Origin of the sequence: Pseudalkalibacillus hwajinpoensis (assembly GCF_015234585.1) — a bacterium.
Lineage (GTDB): Bacteria > Bacillota > Bacilli > Bacillales > Guptibacillaceae > Guptibacillus > Guptibacillus hwajinpoensis_B.
In genome coordinates, this window is the sequence record NZ_JADFCM010000001.1 from 621,238 (window position 1) to 642,307 (window position 21,070).

Below are 21,070 nucleotides of genomic sequence, written 5' to 3' on the forward strand. Positions count from 1 at the left end.
AGGATGATGACCATGGCAACGATTAAGGACATCGCACAAAAAGTGAAATGTTCACCATCGACCGTTTCACGCGTCCTTAACTATGATGAAACGTTATCTGTTTCAGATGATACGAAAAAACGGATTTTCGAAGTGGCAGAAGAGCTTTCCTATAGTAAAAAACGTGGAAAAAAATCACTAACACCGAAAATTGCGATTATCCATTGGTATACCGAAAAGGAAGAGTTGAATGACCTGTATTACATGTCGATTCGACTTGGGGTTGAGCAACGCTGTCAGGAAGAGCGACTTGAACTCGTGAAAATTTTTAAAGATAACTATGGTGAGCTAGAAAAGGAAAACATTCAGGGCATGATTGCCGTCGGTAAGTTTAGTAGTCAAGAAATAGCTTCATTAAATAAAGTCACTCCTAATATCGTATTCGTTGACTATGATCCAGATAATGAAAAGTACGACGCGGTTGTCGTGGATTTTGAAAAGGCGACCAAAAAAGTGCTCGATTATTTTGCGAGTAAAGGTCATGAGAGAATTGGCTACATTGGTGGCAGAGAAACATTTCGAGATGCTAGTGCTGAAATTGTTGATGAACGCGAAATCACGTTCAAGCGCTATATGACGGAACGTGATCAGGATCATGAATCTTACGTGTACACAGGATCGTTTACGGTAGATGATGGTTATTCCCTTATGAATCGTGCGATCGAAGAGCTTGGAGAGAAGCTACCGACTGCTTTCTTTGTAGGAAATGACACAATGGCGATTGGATGTCTCCGCGCTCTTCATGAGAACGGCGTAGCTGTTCCTGATCGCGTTAGCTTAATTGGAGTGAATGACATTAGCGTTTCGAAGTATGTTTATCCTGCTTTGAGTACGGTCAAAGTGTACACAGAACTGATGGGTGAAACGGCTGTTGGCCTTTTGATGGAGCGTCTATTGAGAAGGAAAGTAGCCAAAAAAGTGACGATGTCGACAAAACTGAAGCTGCGGAAGAGCAGTAAATAAACGAGGCCGGGTGAAATTAATGAAAACCCTATACGAAACATTTCGAGAGGTGTATGGAGAAGGTGGCGAGATAAGAAGCTTCTTCTCGCCAGGGCGCGTCAATTTAATTGGCGAACATACGGATTATAATGGGGGACACGTTTTTCCATGCTCGCTTAGTATTGGTACCTATGCCGTTGCTAGAAAAAGAAAAGATAATCTTATTCGGTTTTATTCGCTGAACTTCAAAACGCAAGGTGTGATGACAGTTGATTCAACAAGTCTTGCGTATGATGCTGAACATGATTGGGCGAATTACCCGAAAGGCGTTGTTTCGATCTTTAAGGAGTCAGGTTATGACGTTAGCGGATTTGATGTCCTTTACTTTGGAAACATTCCGAATGGAGCGGGACTTTCGTCTTCAGCGTCAATCGAACTTGCGACGGCTGTTCTATTAAATGAACTAAATCACTTTCATCTTGAGATGGTGGAAATGGTGAAAATCAGTCAGCGTGCTGAAAATGAATTTGTAGGCGTAAACTGTGGCATCATGGATCAGTTTGCCATTGGGATGGGGAAAGAAAAAGCAGCGGTTCTTCTTGATTGCAACACGCTTGCTTATAGCTACAGCCCGGTAGTTCTAGAAAAAGCTTCACTCGTTATTGCAAATACGAATAAACGAAGAGGGCTTGCTGATTCAAAATATAATGAGCGACGTTCTGAATGTGAACGGGCACTCGCCGAGCTTCAAGAACATGTTTCGATTCAATCACTTGGTGATTTAACAATTGACTCGTTTGAAGCGCATAAACACCACATTACAAATCCGATTGATCAGAAACGTGCGAAACATGCAGTTTATGAAAACGTTCGTACGATTGAAGCGGCTAAACGTTTAAAGGCTGGAGAAATTGAAGCATTTGGTCAGTTAATGAATGAGTCACACGTTTCCTTGCGCGATGATTATGAAGTAACTGGTCTTGAGCTTGATGCTTTAGTAGAAGCTGCATGGTCAGAAGAAGGTGTGATTGGCTCTCGGATGACTGGGGCAGGGTTTGGTGGCTGTACGATCAGCATTGTGGAGGATCAATTTTTAACATCATTCCAAACTAATGTAGCGAAAACATATAAAAAGAAAACGGGCTTAACACCTGAATTTTACGTTGTGGAAATAGGTGCAGGAGCAAGAGAAATAAATCAGCTTTCGGAAGCACTGTAATTCTTGAGAGGAGTGGAGAGAAACCATGACGAACATCGATCAAGAGATTAACCGTCTCCTCCAATACGGATTGAATAAACATCTTTTTCGTGAGTGGGATTTATCATATGTTCGCAATCAAATTCTAGAAGTTCTTCAGCTTGAGGAGATCGATACAAGTGATATTCCTGCGAATATTCCAGATAGCCCTGTTTCGATTTTAGATCGCATCCTGAATTGGGCATATGATCATGATCGACTAATAGAAAATACGGTAACTTATCGTGACTTGCTCGATACAAAAATTATGGGATGTTTAACCGAGCGACCTTCAGAAGTGATTGAGAAGTTTGAAGCGACTTATGAACATGCTGGCCCTGAAGCAGCAACGGCTAACTTTTATCAATATTCAAAAGACGTTCACTACATTCGTACCGATCGCATAGCAAAAAATGAAGACTGGCTTACGGAAACAGAGTATGGTGAGATGGAAATCACGATCAACCTTTCTAAACCAGAGAAAGATCCGAAAGCGATTGCGGCAGCCAAAACGTTGAAGTCAAGCGGATATCCTAGGTGTCTGCTTTGTAAAGAGAACGAAGGGTATGCGGGACGATTAAATCATCCTGCGCGACAAAATCTTAGGATGATCCCTATAACCCTTGAAGAGAAACAGTGGTATTTGCAGTACTCTCCATACGTTTACTACAACGAACATGCGATTGTATTATACGGTGAACACGAGCCGATGAAAATTTCACGAGGTACGTTCGACAGGCTACTAGAGTTTGTTGGCAAGTTTCCTCATTATTTTATCGGCTCGAATGCTGATCTACCAATCGTAGGCGGTTCGATATTAAGTCATGATCATTTCCAGGGAGGGAAGCATGAGTTCCCGATGGCGAAAGCAGAGATGGAGCGAAACGTCGTTCTATTAGCTTATCCGAACGTGAAGGCAGGCATTGTGAAGTGGCCGATGTCTGTGCTACGACTTCAAAGCAACGATCGAGATGAACTTGGCGAACTGGCTGATGCGATTCTTCAATTCTGGAAGGAATATAGCGATGAGAGTGTTGATGTTCGTGCGGTTACAGGTAATGAGTCTCATAACACGATTACACCTATAGCTCGTCGAAATGGCGAGCACTATGAGCTTGATCTTGTACTCCGGAACAATCGTACAACGAAACAGCATCCAATGGGACTTTTTCACCCCCATGCAGAAGTGCATCATATAAAAAAAGAGAATATCGGTTTAATTGAAGTAATGGGGCTAGCTGTGCTTCCTGGTAGATTACAAGAAGAGCTTCACTTGCTTGGTGAATCTCTTATAAGTGAAAATCCGCTAGAAAGTATTAAGCAAGATGATCGCATTCAGAAACATGTTACATGGGCTGATTCTCTTCTTAAGAAGTATTCAGACCTGAATTCATCGAATGTACAGGGACGATTGCGTCATGAGGTTGGGTTGATCTTCTCCAATATTTTAAGCCATGCAGGCGTTTTTAAACGAACGGCTTCAGGTCAGGAAGCATTTGACCGCTTTACACATGAGCTTAACAACCATTTAAACCAATAAGAGCTTGCCGATTCTGGCGGGCTTCTTTTCTAATTGATTTAATATTCAAAAAAATAGATCGGTAAAAGGAGCTAACATGATGTATGTAGGTGTTGATTATTACCCGGAACAGTGGCCGAAAGAGCGTTGGACAGAAGATGTACGATTGATGAAAGAACTCGGTGTGAATGTCGTTCGAATTGCTGAATTCGGCTGGCAGCTGATGGAGCCTGAGGAGGGAACGTTTGATTTCTCGCTTTATGATGAAGCGATCGACCTAATGACAAGTAACGGCATCGAGGTTGTTCTTGGGACACCAACGGCCACGCCGCCTGCGTGGATGGTTGAAAAGTATCCAGAAATTTTACCTGTGGATCCTAACGGGACAGTCATTTCATTCGGAGCGAGACGTCACTATACCGTGAACAGTGAAGTATATCAAGAATTGACAGCAAAGATTGTTGAGAAAATGGCGAAACGCTATGGTCAGCACGAAGGAATTATTGGCTGGCAAGTAGACAATGAATACGGTCATGAAAAATCTGATCGAAGCTATGGAGAAGTGGATCAAAAAGCATTCCAAATTTGGCTACAGCAAAAATACGAAACGCTTGATGCCTTAAATGAAGCTTGGGGTACGGTTTTCTGGAGTCAAACGTATACAGCGTGGTCACAAATCCCTGTGCCTCGTAAAGTATTACAGGAACATAATCCAAGCTTGCTTCTTGATTTTGATCGTTTCTGTGCGGATGCGTATACGTCTTATAATAAGATTCAAACTGACATTCTTCGTAAACATATTCGCTCGGATCAGTGGATTACGCATAACTTCGTATTTACGGACTTAGCGATTAATCAATGGGATATGGCAAAGGATCTTGACTTCATTTCATTTGATAACTATCCGGTATGGGGCGGTTTACCAGAACCGATTGCGCCTGCTGCGATCGCACATCAACACGACCTTTGTCGCTCTTCAAAGGGTGGAAAAGGCTTCTGGGTAATGGAAGAACTTTCAGGAGCGCAAGGGTGGAGTCGCATCGGTTACTTACCTCGTCCAGGTCATATTAAACTTTGGACGTATCAGGCGATTGCTCGTGGAGCGGAAGCAATTGTTTACTTCCGCTGGCGTGCGGCACGCTTTGGGACGGAAGAGTTTTGCCATGGTGTACTCGATCATGATGGTAAGCCAAAGCGTAAATATAATGAAGTAAAAGAAGTAATCGATTCTCTTAGCGTGTTTGGGGATGAGTGGATTGCGTCTAAGTACCAGGCGGATGTGGCTGTGTATTATGATGTCGAGAACGCCTGGGCATGGGGTATTCAGCCGCAAAGCAATGCATTTGAATACAAGCAAGAATTCCTCCGCTTCTATAGCCCTGCGCACCGTATGAATGCCATGACGGACATTGTGACGAAAGAAAGCAAGCTGGATGGGTACAAAGTGCTCGTTGTACCGGTTTATTTCCTTACAGACCCAGTTGTAAACGACAAAATTTCACGTTTTGCTGAGCAAGGTGGAACGGTGATCTTATCCTATCGCGCCGGTGTGAAGGAACAGAATAACTTTGTTGTAGAAGATACGTTGCCAGGCGCATTACGTGAGCTTGCAGGAGTGGAAATTAATGAATATGAATCACTTCAGCTCGGACAAAACAACGAGGTTGAAGGCGTTCAAGGTGCAATGAAAGGTATGAGCTCCGTTGCTTCCATCTGGTGTGATCTTGTTGAGCCGACAACTGCGGAAGTCCTTGCTGAATATCGCTCTTGCTTCTACGAAAAAACGGCGGCGATTACAAAAAACGCATATGGAAAAGGAACGGTCTATTACATCGGCTCTGCACTCCAGGAGGAAATAATGGATGCTCTTTATGCAGAAGTTTTCCAAGAAACAGACGTAACAACGATCGCTTCAAGTAAAAACGTAGAAGCTGTCACGCGTACAGGACAAGACGGGGCGGTATTCTTATGTGTTGTGAATCATTCGACGGACGAAAAAGGGTCGCTAACATTGCCGAAAGGAACCTGGGTAGATGCCGTTTCTCATGATGAATTTAGTGGAGAAATGTCTATTAAACCGCTTGGATCCTCTGTACTAAAGCTTAATTAGTATTTTCCGGGAAATAACGATAGGTTTCGACGAAGTTTTACTAAATGGAGGGAATAACATGGCAATTTTAGTTACTGGTGGAGCCGGTTATATTGGTAGCCATACGGTTATGTACTTGCGTGAGCAAAAAGAAGACGTAGTCGTGCTGGATAATCTAACAAAAGGTCACGAGCAAGCTGTGCTTGACGTTCCTTTGTATAAAGGGGACTTAACAGATGGGAAAGTGATTGATCAAATTTTCGCCGATCATTCGATCGATTCTGTCATTCACTTTGCTGCGAGCTCGCTAGTTGGAGAAAGTGTTTCGAATCCGCTTGAATATTATCGAAATAACGTAGCGGGTTCTCAGGCGCTTGTTTCAAAGTTAGTTGAACACGATGTAAAGTACATTGTGTTCTCCTCGACAGCGGCCACCTATGGGAATCCAGAACGTACGCCGATTCAAGAGAGTGACGCTACCAATCCAACAAATCCATATGGCGAAACAAAGCTAGCGATTGAGAAGATGCTTCGCTGGTGTGATGATGCTTATGGGCTTAAATCAACCTCTCTTCGCTACTTTAATGCTGCTGGTGCTGATCCGGAAGGAAGAATTGGGGAAGATCATCAACCCGAGTCTCATCTTATACCAATCGTTCTACAAGCTGCACTTGGTCAAAGAGAAAAGGTATCTATTTTCGGTAATGATTATGATACGAAGGATGGCACGTGTGTGCGCGATTATATTCATGTGCTTGACCTTGCGCAGGCTCACTACCTTGCATTGAAAAAGATGAAAGAAACGAATGAGAGCGGCGTATACAATCTTGGAAATGGAAAAGGGTTTACGGTTAAAGAAGTGATTGATACGTGTCGAAGCGTGACAGAAAAAACGATCGAAGCAGAAGTAGCGGCACGCCGTGCCGGAGATCCAGCGACACTGATAGCCTCTTCGTCGAAAGCAATGAGCGCACTTGGCTGGAAGCCAGTATACCCAGAGCTCGCGCAGATTGTATCTCATGCCTGGAGCTGGCATCAAAACAATCCGAATGGATATGAGTGAGAAAAAGGGGGTCAGGCGCGAGCCTGACCCCCTAAAAAGACAAAAAGAAAGAAATGTCCACCTTCAGAGGGCTGAATAGGAACAAAAGACAATCCCTTTCACTTATTGTGTTCGGTATCTCTTCCAATAGGCGCCACATATGGCTAGGAGAGTTGAGTAGATAAAGCACTTAAAAAATGTAGCAATTGCCGAGAAACCAATGAATAGAAACGGGACTTCTGTTATGTCGCTAATTTCTCCGGCGAAGCTCTCCAAATTAAAGGTGAATCCTGTATTCAAGCCTGCTGCTAATAGCGACATCATAAAGGCGTATAGCAAGCCGAAGATAATCATGCGATGGAACTGAATCGCACCTCCCTGGTGCATCCGATAACCTGCCCAAATGAATAAACATAGTGGAATCAGCAAACCAATCATCATGTAGATCTTCGTGTTACCTGGGTCGCTAAATAAGTAGGTGAAAATAGAAATAGATTCATTTGTTTCGATCTTCATCCCACCAAGTACTGAATAGATCATTTGAAATTTCTCCCCTGGAATAGTTATATCGAAGGTAAGGGAAGAAAGGTTCAGCGTGTTCCATAGAAGAAACCCTCCTTGAAAAACGATGATAAGAAAATAACTCGCCGGAATATCTTGAAAGCTAATAAGTGAGTTATCTTCGAACATAAAGCGATAAAGGAAGAGAATCATCAAGACGATTGAGATGGAGATCCCTAGTGTGAGTGTGCGCACTCCTTCTTTAAGGGGAGAAGAAGTTAATTTTTTCATTGCACGACTGCCGTACAAACTACCAATAAACGAAAAGATTGTTCCAAGGAATAAGCCACCAAATAAAGCTTTCAAAAACGGATAGTTATTTTCAATTGATAAACTCGAAACGATTCCACCCTCTTGCGCAGAAGCTTCAAAGTTGAATCCAGCGAAAAGAGCGATCATCGCTGTCAGTAATCCGTAAATCATTCCGATAAGAAGTGAAGAAAGCCAGTATTGCTGGAAGGTACACGTTGTTTTTCGTCCATACATATATCCGGCAAGCAGTAGTGCCATGAGAGGTAGTAATAAAAGAATGAGCATTCCTGAATGGAGTTCGATCTCTCCGCTCAACAAATTTCCCATTCCTTGCGTGTTGAAAGAAAGAGTTGAATTGAGAAGGTGAGCTGACATCCAGTAGTCTGTCATTCCATAAAAAGGTTCCACAGTTAACTCGGAATTTTCGTTGCCAAAGTAATAATAAAATTCATTGATTACTCCCGTTGGACCTAACTCAGTGAATTCTTCAAGGGTTTGCTGAAAAGTAGCGGCTTGTTGCTGAAATCCCTCCGATACAATAAACGACATAATACCAACAACTAGAAATGCAAGAAGTCCGCATAGTATCGCAAACTTTTTATTAATGGTACTAAGATCTGGTATCGCGTGCGAGGGAGCTGCTACTTTTTCTTTTGCGCGTTCTACTTTAAATGGAATGAGAGTGAGTTGAAAAGAACCGCACTGAATACAGTAGGGATGATCACTAGTATTCGATGTACCACAATCTGAACAAAACTTTGGAGGGGCAGTCGTGACGGCGTGATGTTCTGTGTGAAGCTGAAATGTCCCATCAAAGGGGCAATAATTATCACCAAACGGAACTTCGTTACCACACGTTGTACAGTACATGACCTTGATCACCTCCTAGCCGTTTTTCGAACCACAACACCCGCAAAATAAAGCCGTCTCAGGTATTTCTTCCTTGCATGTGGTACATTGAACTGTCGGTACTGGTAGTGGTGCTTCTGATAATTGAACTCGATTGCCACAGCTGCCGCAAAACGTATCCTCTTCATTAACAGCTGCTCCGCACTCACATACGTCACCACCCGGTTCCTTTCGCAATTGACTCTCTAAAGCTCTGTTCGCTTGATAGAGTTCTAGATCATATTGAAGTAGGCGCTCAGCTTGTTCATTTAATTCGGGTTGTTGGATCTCCCCTTTACGGATCAAACGATAGGTGAGTTCGCCAAGCTGACTAATGATTTTTGTTCGGTTTGTGGCAGCATCGCTCGCGTTTTTCTTAAGCTGTGAAACTTCCTGAGCCGTTTGAAGTTTGTTTTTTCCTTGCTGAAGACCATCTTGAAGTTTTGATAGTCCTCCGCCTATTTTAGTTTGCAAATCTGACATTATCATTCCTCCTTATTAAGTAAATAAAGGTTTCTTGTCAGGTTTTTCAGGGAGCTTGTGCTTTTCACGTACTTTTTCATAGTTATGTACAAAGTCCTTAATCATGTTAAAAAATGTATAGGAAAATAGTAGGGAAAAGTGGTCATAATTAGAAATCTCTCCCATATGATTTGGAATAATGGGTGGAGGTGGGAAGATGAATTGGTGTCGTCACTGCAATAGGGAAGAGGCCGGTGCATTTTGTGTGAAATGTGGACAAAAGGTAACGAGAACAGCTCCGGCACAGGTAAAGAAAAAAGGGTGGCTGTTATGGGGAGCAATCGTTGTAGGAATTATGATCGTACTAATAGGCAGTTTTTTTACATTAAGATGGATATCTTCTCCTGAACGTGCAGTTGATCAATTTCGAGAGGCCCTGTTGCATGAGGATTATGAAGCGATCGGGAAGGCTATTCCAAAGGTTAATCCTGTCCTTTCACAGAAAGCTGAGATTGAGAGTTTTGTATCGTTATTAAAGAATCATCCAGATCAACGGACGCTGTTGCTTCAAGATTTAGAACGACAAGCAAGAGCGATAGAGGACCATACACTCCTGAGTCGAAACGAAGACTTGCTTGTCCAATTGGAATTAGTAGAGGAAGGCAAAACTTTTTACCTTTTCAATAATTATGTGATTTCACCTGCACCTATTTACGTAGAGGTTCATACACAATTCTCTAAAACAGCTCTATTTATCAACGAGGAAGAGAGCGGCACAATTGGAGAAAAGGGGAAGAAAATGGGTCCGTTCCTTCCAGGTGACTATCATTTTGAAACAAAGTTAGAAAATGAAGGTTATAAGATGCGGGGAGAAGCGGAAGTAGAATTGATTAGACCGGGCAAACATTTAGAAGTGGACCTTCCTGTAAACGGTGCGTTTCTAACACCTGATTCCAATTATGAGGATGCTCGCTTGTTTATTAATGGGAAAGATACCGGGGAAACGATTAGCAAAACCGGTCAAATAGGTCCCTACCCAACAGACGGTTCGGTTGTGATGCATGCAGAAAAAAACTTCGAAGCTGGCGTAGTTAAAAGTCCTTCCGTTCAATTTGAAGGTGATGGTGTTTATTTCGTTATTGATTATAGTGAACCAGAGCCTGTAGTGATCGAGAAGGAAGTGGCAATCGATGTTCCAGAGAGTGGTCATGATGAGACGAATGCAGTAATAGCGGCAGTAAACACGTATTTATATGACTGGATAATGGCTTATGAGAATTTAGATACGGGCTACTTTTCAAATCTAACACCTGAGCTAAATTCGTATTTTGAAGATCGCTTTATTTCAGTGAAAGAAAATAATGCGGCCTTTACGGGAGAAGTGTTAGAAGCAGCTTTTGACCTCGACAGCCTCTACATCGATTCTTCCGGAAAGAAAGCAGAAATCGACGTTCTCATTACGATGGATTCAGCGAACCATGACCGAAGCGAGAGCAATGTGAAGACAGAGGTAACCTCAAGTGCGTTTCATTATAAACTTGTAAAAAGCGGAGGGGAATGGTTGATTGATAGTCGAGAAGAAGTGGATAATATCGACTTAACAAATGCTGTGGTATATTAAAGTGGTATCGCAGAGGGGGTCAGGCGCGTACATGACCCCCTCTGCGATATAAATTACTGATAATTTCAAAAAAACCATTGCAATCATGAATACGTTTACAATATAATGTTATAAAAGGTTATGATGTTTAAATAAACATTACTACTTATATCGGAGGTTCGGCTATGATTGAAATCGTAAAGGAACGGAATCCACATCTGGATGTGCAGTCGGTTGACTCGGCAGCTTTTAAGACGTATGGCAAAATTCTTCATGATTTCCCATATGAACAGATGTCGGAGTTAATGAAGGAAACGGTTATTCCTGAACAAGGAAATCAGTACGTTCCTTCAAAAGAAGAACTTGAGGATGATCGTATCAAAAAGTTCATCGAGAACAGCTACTATGGAGGGATGCCGGTCCAAATTGGGTACTGCAACGGGAATAATTCTTCTCTTGGAGGACTTGAGTTTCATAAGGGCAGCGAAATAAACGTGGCAGTGACGGATTTTGTGCTCCTACTAGGCCATATGAATGACGTTGTGGATCATACATACGATGTGAAGAACATCCAGGTATTTTATGTTCCAGAGGGGACCGCGATTGAAATGTACCAAACGACGCTTCACCTTGCTCCTTGTAAAGTAAGTGATGAAGGATTTAAATGTACAGTGATCTTACCTGAAGGCACAAATTTACCATTAGCACAAGCGCAAAGAGGGCACGATCCGCTTCTATTCATGAAAAATAAATGGCTTCTTGCTCATCGTGAACATGAACGTTTTATGGCACAGGGCGCACACGAAGGAATAGTCGGTGAAAATATAACAGTTGCTTACAGCAAGCTATAAAGGAGGACAAGCTCATGTCTGGTATTACATTCACATTAGTATCGTGCGTCTTTTTCATGGCACTTGTTGCTTGGGTTTCATACTTAAAAACAAGAAATTCAGTTAATGATTCGGATGGTTACTTTCTCGCAGGTCGTGGGTTAACGGGGGGATTTATTGCAGGATCTCTTTTGCTCACAAACTTATCAGCAGAACAGTTAATTGGTTTGAATGGACAGGCCTATAGAACAAATCTTTCCAACATGGCCTGGGAAGTAACGGCGGCTTTTGCAATTGTCATTATGGCATTAATTTTGCTGCCGCGCTATCTTGGCGGAGCCTTCTCAACATTACCTGAGTTTTTAAGTAAACGATATGATGAAAGCGTTCGCAGGTATACAGTTATTCTGTTTATGCTTGGTTATATGTTTGTAACCATTCCATCAGTACTGTATTCAGGAGCGCTTGCTATTCTTCGACTTTTTGATGTACCAGAGCTACTCGGTATCTCCTTTCAATCCTCTGTCTGGCTCGTGATTTGGGTTATTGGTATTATCGGTGCCATCTATGCGATCTTCGGAGGATTAAAAGCGGTGGCAGTCTCAGATACTCTGAACGGAATCGGTCTTCTCTTTATTGGATTAATTGTTCCAGTACTAGGTTTTATAGCACTTGGAAATGGCGACATGTTAGATGGGATAAAAACTATTACGACGGAAAACCCTGAGAAGTTAAATGCAATTGGCTCAAGTACGGATTCTGTTCCGTTTTCAACGATTTTTACCGGTATGATTTTTATGAATATGTTCTACTGGGGAACGAACCAGTACGTGATTCAACGAACGCTTGGGGCGAAGAACCTTGCTGAAGGACAAAAAGGGGTTCTTTTATCAGGATTCTATAAATTAACTGTTCCGTTTATAATGATGATTCCAGGTGTTATTGCCTTTCACCTTTATGGCAGTTCAATGGATCCTGTTGATCTAGCTTATCCAACGGTTGTATCAAATTTGCTACCTACATTTATGTCTGGACTCTTTCTAGCTGTGCTTCTTGGTGCTGTGTTCTCAAGTTTTAACTCTCTATTAAATAGTGCGGCTACGATGTTTGCGCTTGATGTATACAAAGCAGGTATTAATAAAAACGCAACAGATCGACAACTAATTAATGTCAGTAAGTATTTTGGAAGCGTTCTCGCACTTGTCTCTTTTTTCATTGCGCCAATGCTGATGAACGCACCTGATGGATTATGGGATTTGATTCGCCGCTTTACAGGCTTCTTTAACATCCCGATTATTGCCATTGTTCTTGTTGGGATTGTTTCGAAACGCATCCCTGCACTTGGAGCAAAAATCGCGATTATTTTCCACGTGATTACGTACTACATGCTTGTGTGGGGATTAAACCAGCTGTTTAACATAGAAATAACGATGAACTTTATTCATATTTCAGCCATCCTTTTCCTTATTGAGGTTACGATCATGATGGTCGTTGGGCGCATTCGTCCTCTTCCTGAAGCGTATGAGTTCCGAGCGAATCCAAAGGTGGACATGGTGCCGTGGAAGTTTACGATTCCAGTATCTGTTGTTCTCATTAGCCTTGTCGTGATGGTCTACATCCTCTTCTCACCAATTGGATTTGCCTACGCAGGTGGAATGGTTTCTGGATGGTTCTGGCCAGCGATCTTAGGAACGGCTGTCGTTGGAGGAATTTGTTACCTTCTTGCCCTTAAATCATGGAATAAAAAATACTCTGGATTTGTTACAAGGAAGCATGAAGAAGCAGTTAACGCTGAAAAGAAATTTAGAAGCGCATAAACGATAAATATGTAGGGGGAAATCATGTTAAATACAAAAACGATCAAACCGAGTTTTGAAGTGAAGCAAAATGGAGAAGAATTTGACATTCATCTGGACGGTCGCTTACTGTTTCGTCATTCACCAGCCCAACCATTTATTTTCGTTGGTAGCGGTGAAGAAACGATTGATATGTACAGAGGTAATTTTAAAATAAAAGATTATGTTGTGGAACGAGTAGCTCTTCGCTATGCAACGGTACGGTATGAAGGAGAGACTTGTCGCATCGGATTTCGCCACTTCTCTCACGATCACGAGCTGTTAACAATGGTATTAAAGCAAGACAAAGAAGGTCTGCGCGTATCGTTTGAGCTCGTAGATCCTCTGTTTAATCGTTTCTGGTTACGGGTTGCCGCTGATGCCGATGAGAAAATTTATGGGTGTGGGGAACAGCTTTCCTATTTCAATTTAAGAGGAAAGAACTTCCCACTCTGGACGTCTGAACCCGGTGTAGGACGGAATAAATCGACTTATACCACCTGGCAAGCCGACGTGAAAGATCAAGCTGGTGGCGACTATTACAATACGAATTATCCGCAACCAACCTATGTATCTACGAATAAATATTATTGCCATGTAGAGACAACAGCTTTTGCAGACTTTGATTTTCAAAGAGACGATTTTCATGAGCTGCATATCTGGGAAGCGCCAGCCTCGATTCTTTTTGAAACGGGACAAACATATAAGGATCTCGTTGAAAAACTAACTTCTCGTCTCGGTAGACAGCCCGAGCTGCCCGAGTGGACGTATAATGGCATCTGGCTCGGAATGCAAGGAGGAACAGAACGAGTACAAAATAAGCTTGATCGCGCTATTGGTAAAGGGATGAAAATCGGTGCTGTTTGGTGTCAGGACTGGCAGGGAAAGCGTGTGACGTCATTCGGTAAGCGGTTGATGTGGAATTGGAAATGGAATCCGGAAGAGTACCCGGAGCTTGACCAAAAAGTGAAAGAATGGAAGCAAAAAGGGATTCGTTTTATGGGGTATATTAACCCCTATGTCGCTGTGGAAGGTGATCTTTACCGTGAAGCTTATGACAACGGCTATCTTGCTACAGCGTTAGATGGCGGTGATTATATCGTTGACTTTGGTGAGTTTTATTGCGGGGTGGTTGACTTTACAAACGAAGCAGCATGTGAATGGTACGAAGATGTCATTCAAAAGAACATGATTGATTTTGGTATGGACGGGTGGATGGCCGATTTTGGTGAGTACTTGCCGACTGATCTGAGACTTCACAATGGTGAATCTGCTACAAAAATGCACAATGCGTGGCCAGTGATGTGGGCAAAAGTGAATCATAATGCTGTAAAGAAAGCTGGACGATGGGGCGATGTTGTTTACTTTATGCGCGCAGGATACTCAGGAAGTCAGGGGTATTGTCCACTTCTATGGGCTGGTGATCAAAGTGTCGATTGGAGCCTTGACGATGGTCTTGCATCTGTTATTCCAGCCGCCTTATCTGCTGGAATGAGCGGGAATGGCGTTCACCATAGTGATATCGGCGGATATACAAGTCTTCATGGGAACAAGCGGAACAAAGAACTGTTGCTTCGCTGGGTTGATATGGCGGCATTCACTCCCGTCATGCGAACGCACGAAGGCAACCGTCCTGATGATTGCTTCCAGTTTGATCAAGACGAAGAGACGCTTGAGCATTTTGTGAAAATGACGAACGTTTATACAGCACTTAAGCCTTATCTTAAAGAGCTAAGCAAAGAAAATGCTGAAAAAGGAATTCCGGTGCAACGTCCATTGTTTATGGAATATGAGAATGATCTAGCCTCTTATGACATTCAATATCAATATATGCTTGGATCAGATATGGTTGTCGCCCCGGTTTATGAAGAAGGAAAAGAAAACTGGTCCGTGTACTTACCTGAAGATGAATGGATTCATTTATGGAGTGGCAAAGAGATGGGTGGAGGACAAGTTGAAGTAAAGGCTCCAATCGGAGAAACTCCTGTTTTCTATCGGAAGGGTTCTTCTTATGCAGAGGTATTCCAAAAAGCAGCCCTTGAGTTAAAATAAGAAAGTAAATATAAAGGTTACTACCTATTTTAAAACATAATAATGTATGATATAGTGTTTGTAACAAACAGAGGAGAAAGGTTGTGTCCAATCGTGCCAAAAACAAGCATTCTATATGTACCAATTGGTAGAAAAACGTTTGATCTTGAAGCGGGGGAACTACAGAGAAAGAAAAGTTCAGAATTTCTTCATAGCGTGACGGCAAATGTGATTGAGCCTGAGGAGATCATCACATCACCTGAAGATCTAGAAGCATTTCTTGAAAACGTTAACAGCGAAGACATTGTTGCTAGTATTTATCAAAGCGTCACGTTTGCGGACGGTGAATTCATTGAGGCCCTCATTAAAAGAGTGGAAGCGCCAGTGATCGTCTGGTCCGTTCGTGAACCAAGTGTTGGCGGGAGACTTCGCTTAAACTCCTTAACCGGCGGCAACAGCACAAGTCATGTGCTTCGATGTGCGAATCATCCATTTAGCTTTGTATTTGGGAATGGCGATGAAGCGCAGGTGCAAAAGAGAATCAAGATTCAGCTAAAGGTTCAAAAGGTGATTGAAGATCTCAAAGGTCTCACCATTGGTGTGATCGGGGAGCATCCTCCAGGCTTTTTCTTCTCAGGAACGGATGAAGAAGCCTTGCAGAAACAGCTTGGTGTGACAGTGAAAAACTTTGATTTAAACAAAGCGTTTGAGGAATGTGTGAAGCTCCCTCAGGAAAGATGGGAAGGCGCGATTGAACGAGCGGAGCAGCAGGTGATTGGCCTAAATCGTAACGAAGAAACCGTTCAGCGATTTGCTCAGTTTACAACGTATGTGCAGGAGCAAATTGATGCAGAAGACGTTTCGGCGCTTGCAGTACGTTGTTGGCCGGACTTTTTCAATGAACTTGGCGCTGCAGCATGCTCAACTCTTTCTCAATTTACAGAAGACGGTGTGGTTTCATCGTGTGAATCGGATATTCATGGTTCGGTTTCGATGTTTATTCTTCAGCAGCTAACAGGAAGCGCCCCATACCTAGGTGATATGGTTCACGTGAACGAGGCGAGCAATTCAGTTGTGTTCTGGCATTGCGGCGCAGGCGCGTATTCACTTGCACACCCCGATCAAGGCGCTCGACCTGGTGTTCATCCAAACCGTAAGCTCGGCTTTACGATGGAATTCGGTTTAAAGCCAGGTCGCGTAACGATGTTCCGAGTTGGTTATACGCCAGAAGGTTATCGCTTGTTGGTTATGAGGGGGAACGCATTGGATACGCCGCAGCGCTTCAATGGTACGTCTGTCGAAGTGGAACTGGAAACAGAAATCAATGATACGCTATACGGCTTAATGGAAGAAGGCTTCGAACCACATTACGCCATTATTTATGATGATGTTGCGGATGAGCTTGTTGAACTTGGTAAGCAGCTTGGGCTTGAGACGACGATCTATACGAAGAACTGAAGGGAGACAGTTGCATGAAAAAGGTCGCCATTGGCCAGGCCGGGGGACCTACGGCCGTCATTAATGCTACCCTCGCAGGGTTTGTGAAGGAAATCGAACGAGATCATGCCCTGCTTTTTATACAAAATGGTTATGAAGGACTTGCGCACGGAATGTATCTTGACGGAGATAGTGAGATGCTTAGTCGCGTTCATCTACATCAGGATGTCCCGGGTGCGTGCCTTGGTTCTGGACGCTTTCCGTTAACAGATGAGCATATTGAAAATGGTGTGCGCTTGCTTCAGGCGCAGGGTGTCGAAGTGCTTGTTTTTATCGGTGGTAATGGAACGATGGAGGCGCTAGCCAAAGTAGAAGCCGAAGCGAGAAGGCAAAACGTTTCGCTTCAGGTTCTTGGACTCCCTAAAACGGTTGATAATGACCTTGGAGGGACGGATCATGCGCCAGGTTTTGGAAGCTCAGCACGATATGTCGCTCAGGCCACAAGAGATATGAGCCGGGATCTCGCGTCGATGCAGAACTTTGAAAAGGTCAGGGTTCTTGAAACGATGGGAAGAAATGCCGGCTGGCTTTCCGCAGCGTCAGGGCTATTACAAGAATATGAAGAAGAAGGGCCTCATTTTATCGCTATACCTGAGCGGCCTATAAAAAAAGAAGTCCTTCTTGAGAACGTAAATACGGCTTTGAACCGCTTTGGTTACGCAACAGTCGTTGTAAGTGAAGGTGTTTTATTTGGGAATAGTGGTCAGGTTGAGAGAGGAAATGTGGATGGGAGAGCCATACTCGGTGGCATTTCAAGTCAAGTGGCTCACTTTTTAAAAGATGAGCTAAGCGTTATGACAAGGGCTGAACTCCTAGGAATGAATCAGCGAAGCTTCTCCGCAGTCATATCAGATGTTGATCGAGAAGAAGCTTATACGGTTGGAAGAGTTGGCGCTGAATGGATTCGTGAAGGAAGATCAAACGTTATGGTTTCAATTCAAAGGAATGCTCATCATCGTTATTCAGTGAAAATGCTTCCGATTGAACTTGAAAAAGTTGTCGAAGCTGGTGAACGTGTGTTGCCTGATGCGTTCATTCAAAATAAGAAGACTTACTATGAATGGTTGAAGCCGCTCATTGGAGAAGATCTTGCGACGTATCCACCACCTATAAAGGGGTATGAGATCTATGTCGATTAATCAGATTAATCCAAAGGGGGATGCTCTTTACCTCCAAATCAAAGATGTCCTTATTGAGCGCATTCAGACTGGTGCGTGGAAATCGAATACGCTCATTCCAACAGAGCAAGCGCTCATCAAGGAATTCGGTGTGAGTCGAACAACAATTCGTCAGGCGATTACAATTCTCGTTCAGAATGGACTGCTTGAGAAAAAGCAGGGCCATGGGACCATCGTCAAGCCTCATCAATTGGTTGGGAATCTCGGTCAGCTGAAAGGTTTTGCGGAAGAAGTAATGGAAAAAGGTCAAGTTCCTTCGTCAAAGGTTATCCGAGCTGAATTCAAATATAACCTTTTCCATGAAAGTGAAATGCTTCAAGTGGCAGAGGGGTCACCTATTTTACTTGTAGAACGAATACGATTTGCTGATGAGACGCCAGTTGCGCTTGAACGCACATGCTGGCCAGAATCGATTGGCAAGCTACTAATTCAACATGATTTAAATGAAGCGAAATACTATGAAATACTCGAAAACTATCAGATTTATTTAAACAAAGCACAGGAGCGAATTGCAGCGATTAATGCGACGTTGGACGAAGCGGATTCTTTGGCGATACGGCCGGGTGAAGCGCTACTGGAAATGACACGTCTCAGCTATGGATTGAATGACCATCTAATAGAATACACCAAAACGAAATACCGAAGTGATCAGTACCACTACAATATAGAATTGAAGCGATAGAAGGGAGAAATGGTTATGCCATTTATTAACGGAAAAACAATGCTGGATCATGCTTTTCAAAACGGATATGGGGTAGGTGCTTTTAGCGCCCATAATGCGGAAACAGTGCTAGCAATTTTTGAAGCAGCTGCTGAGGAAAAAGCACCAATTATGATTCAAGTTGGACAAAAGGTGATTCAAACGCTAGGCATGGAAGCATTAAAAGGTTTAATTGATACGTACGAAAAAGAATTTGATGTTCCTGTTGCGATTCATCTTGATCATAGTCGTCAGTTCGAACAAACGATGCAAGCTGTTCAAATGGGCTTCCAATCCGTTATGTTCGATGGGTCAGGTTTATCGTTTGAAGAGAATACGGCGACAACGAGGAAAGTGGTCGACATTGCAAGAGCACTTGGCATTGGTTCAGAAGGGGAGATTGGTAAAATCGGGGGAACGGAAGATGATATTACCGTTGATGAAAAGGACGCCCTTATTACAACTACTGAAGAAGCTGTTGCTTTTGTAGAAGCGACAGATGTTGATTATCTCGCTGTATCAATTGGAACAGCACACGGTATTTATAAAGAAACGCCAAATCTTCGGTTCGAACGATTGAAAGAAATTGTGGAGGCAGTCGAGCGCCCTGTCGTTCTACACGGCGGTTCAGATGTGCCAGATGAGCAAGTACAGCGCGCGATCTCTCTAGGTATTGCGAAAATCAATGTTGATACTGAGCTACGTCAAGCCTTCACTAGAGGCGTGCAAGAAGCATTTGGCGAAAATCAAAATGACATTGTGCTCGCGAACTCACTTGGTCTTGGGCGTTTACGAATGAAGGAAAAAGTACAAGAAAAAATTCGCGTATTTGGAAGTCAAGGAAAAACAGAAGAACTTTTGTCAGAGAAAAAGGTCGTAACGTTATAAAAAGAGAGGATGATGTTAAGGTGACAACGCAAACTTCAGTACGAACGTACGGATTATACATTAACGGAGAATGGCGAGAAAAAACGACAACGGATGATGTGCTAAATAAATATACGCAAGAAGTAACGGCCAAAACGTCTGCCGCTGAAGAACAAGATGTAAAAGATGCGGTCCAAGCTGCCAAAGAAGCTTTGAAAACCTCTTTTTCTCCTTATGATCGATATACGGTACTTATTAAAGCAGCTGCAGTGCTCAGAGCTCGTCAAGATGAACTAGGTGAAGTGCTGGCGAAAGAAGTTGGTAAGCCATTAGCCGAATGTAAGGGTGAAGTAGGAAGAGCTGCTTTAACTCTGGAAGTTTCAGCAGAGGAAGCCAAACGGATCCACGGCGAAGGAATCCCAGTGGAGTCAGCGCCAGGGTCTGAACAGCGTCAAGCTTATACGAGACGGTTTCCGATTGGTGTTGTCGCAGCGATTACGCCGTTTAACGTGCCGCTAAATCTTGTTTGCCACAAAATTGGCCCAGCGCTAGCCGCCGGGAATAGCGTTGTACTAAAACCAGCTGAAGTTACGCCAGTTTGTGCGATTCTGTTAACAGAGATTATGGAAGAAGCAGGTCTTCCGGCAGGCCGCCTGAACCTTGTCACTGGGGACGGGGCTACGGTAGGTGAATGGCTTCTATCTAACCAGGACGTGAACATGTTTACATTTACGGGAAGCCCTCGCGTTGGTCAGCATATTCGCGAAAAAGCTGGTTTACGTAAAGTAGCGCTTGAGTTAGGAAATAACTCCGCAACAATTGTGCATCACGATGCAGATCTTGAAACAGCTGCTACTCAGTCCGCACAGAAAAGTTTTAATAACGCAGGCCAGGTTTGTATTTCTGTTCAACGCGTTTATGTTCATGAAGATGTTTATGAGCCGTTCCTTGCAAAAATGAAGGAAGTAACAGAAGGTCTTGTTTTAGGAGATCCAATGGATCAGGCAACCGATGTTGGGCCGATGATTGCTGAGCGTGAAGCCATTCGTGTAGAAAGTTGGGTGAACGAAGCGGTTGAGCAGGGAGCTACTGTTGAAACAGGCGGAGAAAGAAATGGCGTCTTCTACCAACCTACTATTCTTTCAAATGTAAATGATAATATGAAAGTATGTCGCCAGGAAGTTTTTGGACCAGTCGTTGCAGTAAGCACGTACGGTTCCACAGATGAAGTGATTGCGAGAGTGAATGATTCAGAATATGGCCTTCAAGCTGGCCTATTCACGAACGACCTAGCGTTTACGTTAAAAGCGATCAATGAGGTACATGTGGGTGGACTGATTGTTAACGATACGTCAGGTTATCGCGTTGACCATATGCCATATGGTGGTGTGAAGAAAAGCGGAACGGGAAAAGAAGGTCCACGCTATGCGATTGAAGAAATGACAGAAGAAAAAATTATCGTTTTTAACGGATAAGCGAAGAAAGGGGGCTGATTTTATCA

16 protein-coding genes are annotated in these 21,070 nt (G+C 43.2%); 14 read left to right on the top strand and 2 right to left on the bottom strand.

All coding sequences use genetic code 11. The features are described from left to right. Positions 1-12: 12 nt before the first annotated feature. The 5 genes from IQ283_RS02975 to galE all read left to right on the top strand — a co-directional run bounded on the left by IQ283_RS02975 (position 13) and on the right by galE (position 6,889). The gene (locus tag IQ283_RS02975) at positions 13-1,002 is read left to right on the top strand and encodes a LacI family DNA-binding transcriptional regulator (RefSeq protein WP_194218664.1); all 990 of its coding nucleotides are present in this window, start codon (positions 13-15) and stop codon (positions 1,000-1,002) included. 19 nt (positions 1,003-1,021) lie between these two features. After that, positions 1,022-2,200, top strand: a complete 1,179-nt coding sequence (locus tag IQ283_RS02980) for a galactokinase (RefSeq protein WP_194219578.1) — start codon at positions 1,022-1,024, stop codon at positions 2,198-2,200. A 25-nt stretch (positions 2,201-2,225) separates the two neighbouring features. Beyond that, entirely contained in the window at positions 2,226-3,758 is a 1,533-nt protein-coding gene (gene galT, locus IQ283_RS02985) for a UDP-glucose--hexose-1-phosphate uridylyltransferase (protein ID WP_194218665.1), read from the top strand. A gap of 76 nt (positions 3,759-3,834) precedes the next feature. After that, positions 3,835-5,847 carry a beta-galactosidase gene (locus IQ283_RS02990; RefSeq protein ID WP_276511790.1) on the top strand — a complete coding sequence of 671 codons (2,013 nt, stop codon included), beginning with the start codon at positions 3,835-3,837 and terminating at the stop codon, positions 5,845-5,847. Positions 5,848-5,905: 58 nt separating this feature from the next. Next, positions 5,906-6,889, top strand: a complete 984-nt coding sequence (gene galE / locus IQ283_RS02995) for a UDP-glucose 4-epimerase GalE (RefSeq protein ID WP_194218667.1) — start codon at positions 5,906-5,908, stop codon at positions 6,887-6,889. 102 nt (positions 6,890-6,991) lie between these two features. On the opposite strand, the gene IQ283_RS03000 is transcribed toward galE, so the two are convergent. Then, positions 6,992-8,551, bottom strand: coding sequence for a zinc ribbon domain-containing protein (locus tag IQ283_RS03000; protein ID WP_194218668.1), 1,560 nt, complete (start codon positions 8,549-8,551; stop codon positions 6,992-6,994). 15 nt (positions 8,552-8,566) lie between these two features. Next, the gene (locus tag IQ283_RS03005; protein ID WP_194218669.1) at positions 8,567-9,052 is read right to left on the bottom strand and encodes a zinc ribbon domain-containing protein; all 486 of its coding nucleotides are present in this window, start codon (positions 9,050-9,052) and stop codon (positions 8,567-8,569) included. A gap of 196 nt (positions 9,053-9,248) precedes the next feature. Between IQ283_RS03005 and IQ283_RS03010 the strand changes: the two genes are divergently transcribed. From IQ283_RS03010 to IQ283_RS03050, 9 genes are all read left to right on the top strand, one after another. Then, positions 9,249-10,652 carry a zinc ribbon domain-containing protein gene (locus IQ283_RS03010; RefSeq protein ID WP_194218670.1) on the top strand — a complete coding sequence of 468 codons (1,404 nt, stop codon included), beginning with the start codon at positions 9,249-9,251 and terminating at the stop codon, positions 10,650-10,652. A 164-nt stretch (positions 10,653-10,816) separates the two neighbouring features. Beyond that, positions 10,817-11,482, top strand: coding sequence for a DUF4867 family protein (locus IQ283_RS03015; RefSeq protein WP_194218671.1), 666 nt, complete (start codon positions 10,817-10,819; stop codon positions 11,480-11,482). A gap of 14 nt (positions 11,483-11,496) precedes the next feature. Beyond that, positions 11,497-13,278, top strand: a complete 1,782-nt coding sequence (locus IQ283_RS03020; RefSeq protein ID WP_194218672.1) for a solute:sodium symporter family transporter — start codon at positions 11,497-11,499, stop codon at positions 13,276-13,278. Positions 13,279-13,302: 24 nt separating this feature from the next. Then, positions 13,303-15,348, top strand: coding sequence for an alpha-glucosidase (locus IQ283_RS03025; RefSeq protein WP_194218673.1), 2,046 nt, complete (start codon positions 13,303-13,305; stop codon positions 15,346-15,348). Between the two features lie 93 nt (positions 15,349-15,441). Further along, complete coding sequence (sftI, locus tag IQ283_RS03030; protein ID WP_194218674.1) at positions 15,442-16,785, top strand: sulfoquinovose isomerase; 1,344 nt, start codon at positions 15,442-15,444, stop codon at positions 16,783-16,785. A 14-nt stretch (positions 16,786-16,799) separates the two neighbouring features. After that, on the top strand, positions 16,800-17,963 hold the full coding sequence (locus IQ283_RS03035; protein WP_194218675.1) for a diphosphate--fructose-6-phosphate 1-phosphotransferase: 1,164 nt from the start codon (positions 16,800-16,802) through the stop codon (positions 17,961-17,963). Further along, the gene (locus tag IQ283_RS03040) at positions 17,953-18,684 is read left to right on the top strand and encodes a GntR family transcriptional regulator (RefSeq protein WP_242057226.1); all 732 of its coding nucleotides are present in this window, start codon (positions 17,953-17,955) and stop codon (positions 18,682-18,684) included. Before IQ283_RS03035 ends, IQ283_RS03040 begins: the two co-directional genes overlap by 11 nt. Before the next feature lie 15 nt (positions 18,685-18,699). Further along, entirely contained in the window at positions 18,700-19,590 is an 891-nt protein-coding gene (locus IQ283_RS03045) for a class II fructose-bisphosphate aldolase (protein ID WP_194218677.1), read from the top strand. Positions 19,591-19,610: 20 nt separating this feature from the next. Beyond that, positions 19,611-21,044: an aldehyde dehydrogenase family protein gene (locus IQ283_RS03050; RefSeq protein ID WP_194218678.1), complete on the top strand. Its 1,434-nt coding sequence runs from the start codon at positions 19,611-19,613 to the stop codon at positions 21,042-21,044. The last annotated feature ends 26 nt before the right edge of the window (positions 21,045-21,070 follow it).

Bases quoted from the DNA above. Each gene is read 5' to 3' on its own strand.
- IQ283_RS02975 (WP_194218664.1), top strand. From the start codon at position 13: ATGGCAACGATTAAGGACATCGCACAAAAAGTGAAATGTTCACCATCG.
- IQ283_RS02980 (WP_194219578.1), top strand. From the start codon at position 1,022: ATGAAAACCCTATACGAAACATTTCGAGAGGTGTATGGAGAAGGTGGC.
- galT (WP_194218665.1), top strand. From the start codon at position 2,226: ATGACGAACATCGATCAAGAGATTAACCGTCTCCTCCAATACGGATTG.
- IQ283_RS02990 (WP_276511790.1), top strand. From the start codon at position 3,835: ATGATGTATGTAGGTGTTGATTATTACCCGGAACAGTGGCCGAAAGAG.
- galE (WP_194218667.1), top strand. From the start codon at position 5,906: ATGGCAATTTTAGTTACTGGTGGAGCCGGTTATATTGGTAGCCATACG.
- IQ283_RS03000 (WP_194218668.1), bottom strand. From the start codon at position 8,551: ATGTACTGTACAACGTGTGGTAACGAAGTTCCGTTTGGTGATAATTAT.
- IQ283_RS03005 (WP_194218669.1), bottom strand. From the start codon at position 9,052: ATGTCAGATTTGCAAACTAAAATAGGCGGAGGACTATCAAAACTTCAA.
- IQ283_RS03010 (WP_194218670.1), top strand. From the start codon at position 9,249: ATGAATTGGTGTCGTCACTGCAATAGGGAAGAGGCCGGTGCATTTTGT.
- IQ283_RS03015 (WP_194218671.1), top strand. From the start codon at position 10,817: ATGATTGAAATCGTAAAGGAACGGAATCCACATCTGGATGTGCAGTCG.
- IQ283_RS03020 (WP_194218672.1), top strand. From the start codon at position 11,497: ATGTCTGGTATTACATTCACATTAGTATCGTGCGTCTTTTTCATGGCA.
- IQ283_RS03025 (WP_194218673.1), top strand. From the start codon at position 13,303: ATGTTAAATACAAAAACGATCAAACCGAGTTTTGAAGTGAAGCAAAAT.
- IQ283_RS03035 (WP_194218675.1), top strand. From the start codon at position 16,800: ATGAAAAAGGTCGCCATTGGCCAGGCCGGGGGACCTACGGCCGTCATT.
- IQ283_RS03040 (WP_242057226.1), top strand. From the start codon at position 17,953: ATGTCGATTAATCAGATTAATCCAAAGGGGGATGCTCTTTACCTCCAA.
- IQ283_RS03045 (WP_194218677.1), top strand. From the start codon at position 18,700: ATGCCATTTATTAACGGAAAAACAATGCTGGATCATGCTTTTCAAAAC.